The organism is Dietzia sp. HMSC21D01 (genome assembly GCF_001815995.1).
Taxonomy (GTDB): Bacteria; Actinomycetota; Actinomycetes; order Mycobacteriales; family Mycobacteriaceae; genus Dietzia; species Dietzia cinnamea.
Genome location: NZ_KV823991.1, coordinates 1 through 5220, shown reverse-complemented (window position 1 = coordinate 5220; position 5220 = coordinate 1). Strand labels below are relative to the sequence as shown.

At 71.6% G+C, this 5220-nt stretch carries 7 protein-coding genes; 3 read left to right on the top strand and 4 right to left on the bottom strand.

What is annotated here, in order from left to right; all coding sequences use genetic code 11:
- The first annotated feature begins 325 nt into the window (after positions 1–325).
- Positions 326–1279 (top strand): L-lactate dehydrogenase, encoded by a 954-nt coding sequence (locus HMPREF3086_RS12030; RefSeq protein WP_061913989.1) that lies wholly within the window; start codon positions 326–328, stop codon positions 1277–1279.
- A 2-nt stretch (positions 1280–1281) separates the two neighbouring features.
- Here HMPREF3086_RS12030 and HMPREF3086_RS19020 read toward each other — a convergent pair whose 3' ends face one another.
- Positions 1282–1428 (bottom strand): hypothetical protein, encoded by a 147-nt coding sequence (locus tag HMPREF3086_RS19020; RefSeq protein WP_007630246.1) that lies wholly within the window; start codon positions 1426–1428, stop codon positions 1282–1284.
- Positions 1429–1552: 124 nt separating this feature from the next.
- On the opposite strand from HMPREF3086_RS19020, the gene HMPREF3086_RS12025 reads away from it, so the two are divergent.
- Positions 1553–1942 carry a DUF6157 family protein gene (locus tag HMPREF3086_RS12025; RefSeq protein WP_061914053.1) on the top strand — a complete coding sequence of 130 codons (390 nt, stop codon included), beginning with the start codon at positions 1553–1555 and terminating at the stop codon, positions 1940–1942.
- Here the strand turns inward: HMPREF3086_RS12025 and HMPREF3086_RS12020 are convergent.
- Genes HMPREF3086_RS12020 through HMPREF3086_RS12010 form a run of 3 tightly spaced genes read right to left on the bottom strand, consistent with a single transcriptional unit; the run spans position 1939 to position 4578 of the window.
- On the bottom strand, positions 1939–2559 hold the full coding sequence (locus HMPREF3086_RS12020; RefSeq protein WP_061913988.1) for a GDSL-type esterase/lipase family protein: 621 nt from the start codon (positions 2557–2559) through the stop codon (positions 1939–1941). The genes HMPREF3086_RS12025 and HMPREF3086_RS12020 overlap by 4 nt on opposite strands.
- 40 nt (positions 2560–2599) lie before the next feature.
- Entirely contained in the window at positions 2600–3319 is a 720-nt protein-coding gene (locus HMPREF3086_RS12015; protein WP_061913987.1) for a LuxR C-terminal-related transcriptional regulator, read from the bottom strand.
- The gene (locus HMPREF3086_RS12010; protein WP_083324426.1) at positions 3316–4578 is read right to left on the bottom strand and encodes an ATP-binding protein; all 1263 of its coding nucleotides are present in this window, start codon (positions 4576–4578) and stop codon (positions 3316–3318) included. Before HMPREF3086_RS12010 ends, HMPREF3086_RS12015 begins: the two co-directional genes overlap by 4 nt.
- A gap of 122 nt (positions 4579–4700) precedes the next feature.
- On the opposite strand from HMPREF3086_RS12010, the gene HMPREF3086_RS12005 reads away from it, so the two are divergent.
- Positions 4701–5220: PspC domain-containing protein (locus HMPREF3086_RS12005; protein WP_141764075.1), on the top strand; the 520-nt coding region annotated here is incomplete at its 3' end.

The window sequence follows — 5220 nt, the reverse complement described above, 5'->3', positions numbered from 1 at the left end:
GGTGGACCGCGCGGACGCGGGCGGGCCCCCGCCCGGCATCGCGGCCAGGCGGCGTCGCAGTTCCGCGACCCGGTCCGCCGTGTCGAGGTCGGCCATATCGGCAACAGCAGCAGCGTCCACTACCATCATCAGAACCTCCCGCCATGCGCGACACGCCGTCGAGCACGTAATCGAACTATTTTTCGATCACGTGAACAGTGAACACCACGGGTACGACACCGCGCAAGAACACCTGTTCGAGACGGGTTCTCCTCGTCGTCGTCACCCCGGTTGTCCACCGCGACTCCACCCGCCCTGTCGTACCGAAGGCCTACCATCGGTGACCATGAAGGCCTCCATCGGGAACCGCATCGTGCTCATCGGCGCCGGCGACGTCGGCGTCGCCTACGCCTACGCGCTGGTCAACCAGGGCCTGGCCGACCATCTGGCCATCATCGACATCGACCGCGACAAACTCGTGGGCGAGGTCATGGACCTCAACCACGGCGTCGTGTGGGCGCCCTCCCCCACCCTCGTCACCGAGGGCACCTACGCCGACTGCACTGACGCCACCATGGTGGTGATCTGCGCCGGCGCCGCCCAGAAGCCCGGGGAGACCCGGCTCGACCTGGTCGGCAAGAACATGGGGCTGTTCGAGCGGATCGTCGGCGACGTCATGGCGACCGGCTTCGACGGCATCCTGCTGGTGGCCACCAACCCTGTCGATATCCTCGCCCAGGCCACCTGGCGCTTCTCCGGGCTGCCGTCAGCGCAGGTGATCGGGTCCGGGACGATCCTCGACTCCGCCCGGTTCCGGTTCATGCTGGGCGAGTACTACGGCGTCGCCCCGATGAGCGTGCACGCCTCGATCATCGGCGAACACGGCGACACCGAACTGCCGGTGCTCTCCTCCGCCAACGTCTCCGGGGTGCCGCTGCGCCGCGACCTGGAAGGCGACCCCGCCAAGCGGGAGCGGCTCGCACAGATCTTCACCGAGACCCGGGACGCCGCCTACCGGATCATCGACTCGAAGGGCTCCACCAGCTACGGCATCGGCATGGGCCTGGCCCGCATCACCCGCGCCGTGCTGCGCAACGAACAGGTCTCCCTACCCGTGTCCACCCTGCTGCGGGGCGAGTACGGCGAGGACGGGATCTTCATCGGGGTGCCCGCCGTGATCGGACGGACCGGCGTGCACCGGGTGGTGGAGCTGGAGCTCGACACCACCGAGCGCGAACAGCTCGCCCGCAGCGCGAGCGCGCTGCGGGCGGTGTCCGAACAGTTCGAAATCCTGAGATGAGCTCAGGGAGCCCCGGGGGGATCGCTGGCCGGGAAGGACTCGTCGCCCCACTCGTCGGCGAGGTCGTCCTTCGAATCCGGACGGTTATCCCTCTCGTCCTTCTCGTCGGACTTGTCGTCGTTGTGGTCAGAGTTCTGCGGGTTGGACATGCAACAATCTCCTCCCGCCGTACCGGGCGTACGGCGGGACTCACGTTACCGGACACCCCGTCCGGCACGACCGCACAGCACCGCACGGCGCCGGATGCCGGGCGACGAGGGCCGGAGGCTCGCCATGCACACCACCAACTACACCGACACGCTCATCCTGCCCGCGCCCGACACCCGGGCGGAGTCCGCGACCGCCCCGCCCTCCGGGAAGGGCACGGTCGCCGAACTGCAGTACGAGCGGCTCGCGGACACGGACTACACGTGGACGAGCGACGACCTGCTGTTCGACGTGCACTGCGCGCGCAAGGGGATCCCGGAGAGCGACCGGGCCGCCGAACGCGAGCGGTTCTTCGGTAAGGGCCAGCCCTGCCTGCGTACCTCTCCTCTGGCCAAGACCTACGGCTGGGCCCTGCACTTCGACGCCGACGGGCGGATCGCGCTGCTACCCATGGACTCGCCCCGCGTGGCCGCTAGCGACCCGGTGCCACGTCTGGCAGCCCGGCTCGACGGCTAGTAGCCGGGTTCGGCGTCGGGAAGCGCGCCCAGCCACGCGAGCACAGGGCCGGCGACGACGTCCGCGAACTGCTCGTACCCGCCGGGGCCGGGATGCGCCCCGTCTCCGGCGGCGACCTCGCGCATCCACGCTCCACCCGTCAACAACACGTCGAACATCGGCACGAACGGCACGCGGGCCTCGTCGCACACCGCGGCCATCGCCTCGGCGCGGGCGGCGATCCGCTCGTTGACCTCGTCCCACACGACCGGCGGCGGACCCACCACGAGGAACCGTCCGCGGGGAGCCCGGTCAATCATCCCGCGCAGCGCCGTGACCGTGCCCGCCTCGTCGACGCGCACCTCCCCCTCGACCTCCATGACGTCGTTGACGCCGAACTCCGCGATCACCGCGGTGGTCGGGAACGCCGCCCGCCGACGGTCCACCTCGTCCCAGCGGGCCAGGATCATCTCGGACGTGTCCCCGCCGATCCCCGCGACGGTGGCATGCAGGTTCAGCCCCTCGCGGGCACCTGCCTCCACCAGATGCGCGGTCCAGCCGCGGCCCGTCTCGTCGCCGTACCCGGCCACGAACGAATCACCGATGAAGCAGACGGGCAGATCACGCGGTTCGCTCATACCGTCACGGTATCGCCCGCCCGGCGGTGGCGGCGGGGGCTCAGTCCAGGTGCCGCGACTGCGCCCAGCGGGTCAGCGCGTGGCGGTTGGACTGCTGGGTCTTGCGCAGCACGTTCGAGGCGTGGGTCTCCACGGTCTTGACCGAGATGAACAGCTCCTCGGCGATCTCCCGGTAGGTGTAGCCGCGGGCGAGCAGCCGCAGGACCTCCTTCTCGCGCGGGGTGAGCGAGTCGACCTCGGGATCGTGGACGGGTTCGCCACGCTCCTCGGGTCCGGGTGCGGCGCGGGCGAACGCGTCCAACACGAATCCGGCCAGGCGCGGGGAGAACACGGCGTCCCCGTCTGCCACTCGGCGGACGGCCTCGGCGAGGTCGTCACCGGTGATGGTCTTGGTGACGTAGCCGCGGGCGCCGGCGCGGATCACGGCGATCACGTCCTCGGCGGCATCGGAGACACTCAGCGCGAGGAAGGTCGGCTCCGGTGCGCGGGCGGGATCGGCGACCCCGCCCGGATCCGATCCTAACACCGACCGCAGGACGGCCACGCCGCCGCCGTCGGGCATGTGCACGTCGAGCAGCACCACGTCGGGGCGCACGCGCGCGATGCCCGCGATGGCCTCGGCCACGGACCCGGCCTCGCCGACCACCTCGATCGACGACTGGCCGGCGAGCTCGGCGCGGACGCCGCTGCGGAACACCGCGTGGTCGTCCACGAGGAAGACCCGGCTCACCCCGGTCGCGGTCCCCGACCCGTCCGTCATTCGCCCTCCAGCGGCATCTCGATCCCGATCTCGGTCCCGCGTCCGAGCGTACTGCGCACGCGCACGGTGCCCCCGCGACTCTCCACGCGGTGGCGAATGGACTGCGCGAGACCGTGGCGGTCGCCGTCGACGGCGTCGGGGTCGAAGCCCCGGCCGCGGTCGCGGACGAACGCACTGAGGGTGCGTCCGTCGTTCTCCACGAACACGTCGGCGGTGTCGACCCCTGCGTGCTTGGCGACGTTGACCAGGGCCTCGCGGACAGCGCCCAGCACGGCGTCCTCGGCGTCGCCGACCGGGCCGTCACCGCCCACGACGACCTGGTCGACACGCAGGCCGTAGACGTCCTCGACGTCGCCGATCATCACCTCGACCGCCCCGGCCACGGTCGCGGCGCCGGAGGACATCCGGGAGCCGGCGCCGAACAGCCACTGCCGCAGTTCGCGTTCCTGTCGGCGGGCGAGGCGCGCCACCTGCGCGGGGTCGTCGGAGCGCTTCTGGATGAGGGCCAGGGTCTGCAGGACGGAGTCGTGCAGGTGGGAGGCGATGTCACTGCGCTCGGCCTCGCGGATCCGCGCCGCGCGTTCCTCCTCCAGCGACCGCCACAGGCGCAGGCCCACGGGAACGCTGAGGAGCCCCACGCCGACGAGGGTCGCCACGACCGCCAGGAGGGACGACCGGAGGGCGGCGAGCTCGACCTGGCCGAGCACGACAACAGCGAGGCCGACGACGACGAGGGTGGCCCCTGCCGTGACCCTGGCCCAGTCGAAGACGGAGCGGGGAGACCCTCTTCCGCCGCCGTCGTACTGCTGCCAGACCAGCCCGGCACCCAGGGCCACGATCACGACGGGCACGATGACGTGCAGTCCCGTCGCGGTGGTCACCATGAACGACAACACCGAACCCACGACCCCCAGGACGGCCAGCGCCACGCCGCGTCTGCGCTCGCGGTGCTCCGTAGCCGCCGACCCCGAGAACGCGGGATTCGACGAGGTGAACGCCCACAAGGCCGCGTAGAGCGCCACCCCGGCGCCGGACAGCGTGGCCAGCAGGACCATCACCACCCGGACATACGTGACCCGCACGCCCAGGTGCCCGGCCAGCCCCGTGCACACCCCGGAGACCACGGCCCCGTCCGGCACGCGGGACAGCCGCGGGTACCAGCGGAAGCCGACCGGCTGCGCGACGGGCGGACGCGACGCCGTGCCGGGGGCCGGAACAAGGCCCGGGCCTGTCGCACGGACGGTCGCGTTCTCACTCATATCCGCCATCGTCACAGATCCGCCCCGGGGTCGCATCGGGGTCCGACCCCGAGATTCCGGGGGTGCGGATCTCAGGGTCGGTCCCCGATGTGCCGGACCCGCCGGCCGAGCACGATGGGGGCATGTCCAACACCAGCACCCACGACGTCCCGTCAGAGCTCCGCTCCCTATGGCGGACACGGCCCGTCCGGACCCCGGACGACTCACGGATCGCCGGTGTCTGCGGAGGCTTCGGCCGACGCTACGGCGTCGATCCCGTCCTGATCCGCATCGCCTTCGTGATCGCCGCGCTCTGGGGCGGCGCCGGGGTGTTCCTCTACGCCTTGCTCTGGCTCGTCCTGCGGGCCGCCGGCGACGAGGTGTCCAAGGGGGAGGCGCTCCTCGGGAAGGGCCGGGCGTCGGGATCCAGGACGACATCGGTGCTCCTCGTCGTCGTCGCCCTCATCAGCGCCCCCACCTTCGGTGGTTCCGGAGGCACCTTCCTCGTGGGCGCCGGGTTCCTCATGGCGGCCGCGATGCTCGCCGGGTGGTACGGCTTGCACCGCCGCACCCCGACCCCGCCCGCGGGGTGGGCGGAGGTCTCCTCCGTGCGGCCCGCACCCACGCACGACTTCGGCGGCGCGGCGCCCCGCCCCAGCCCCT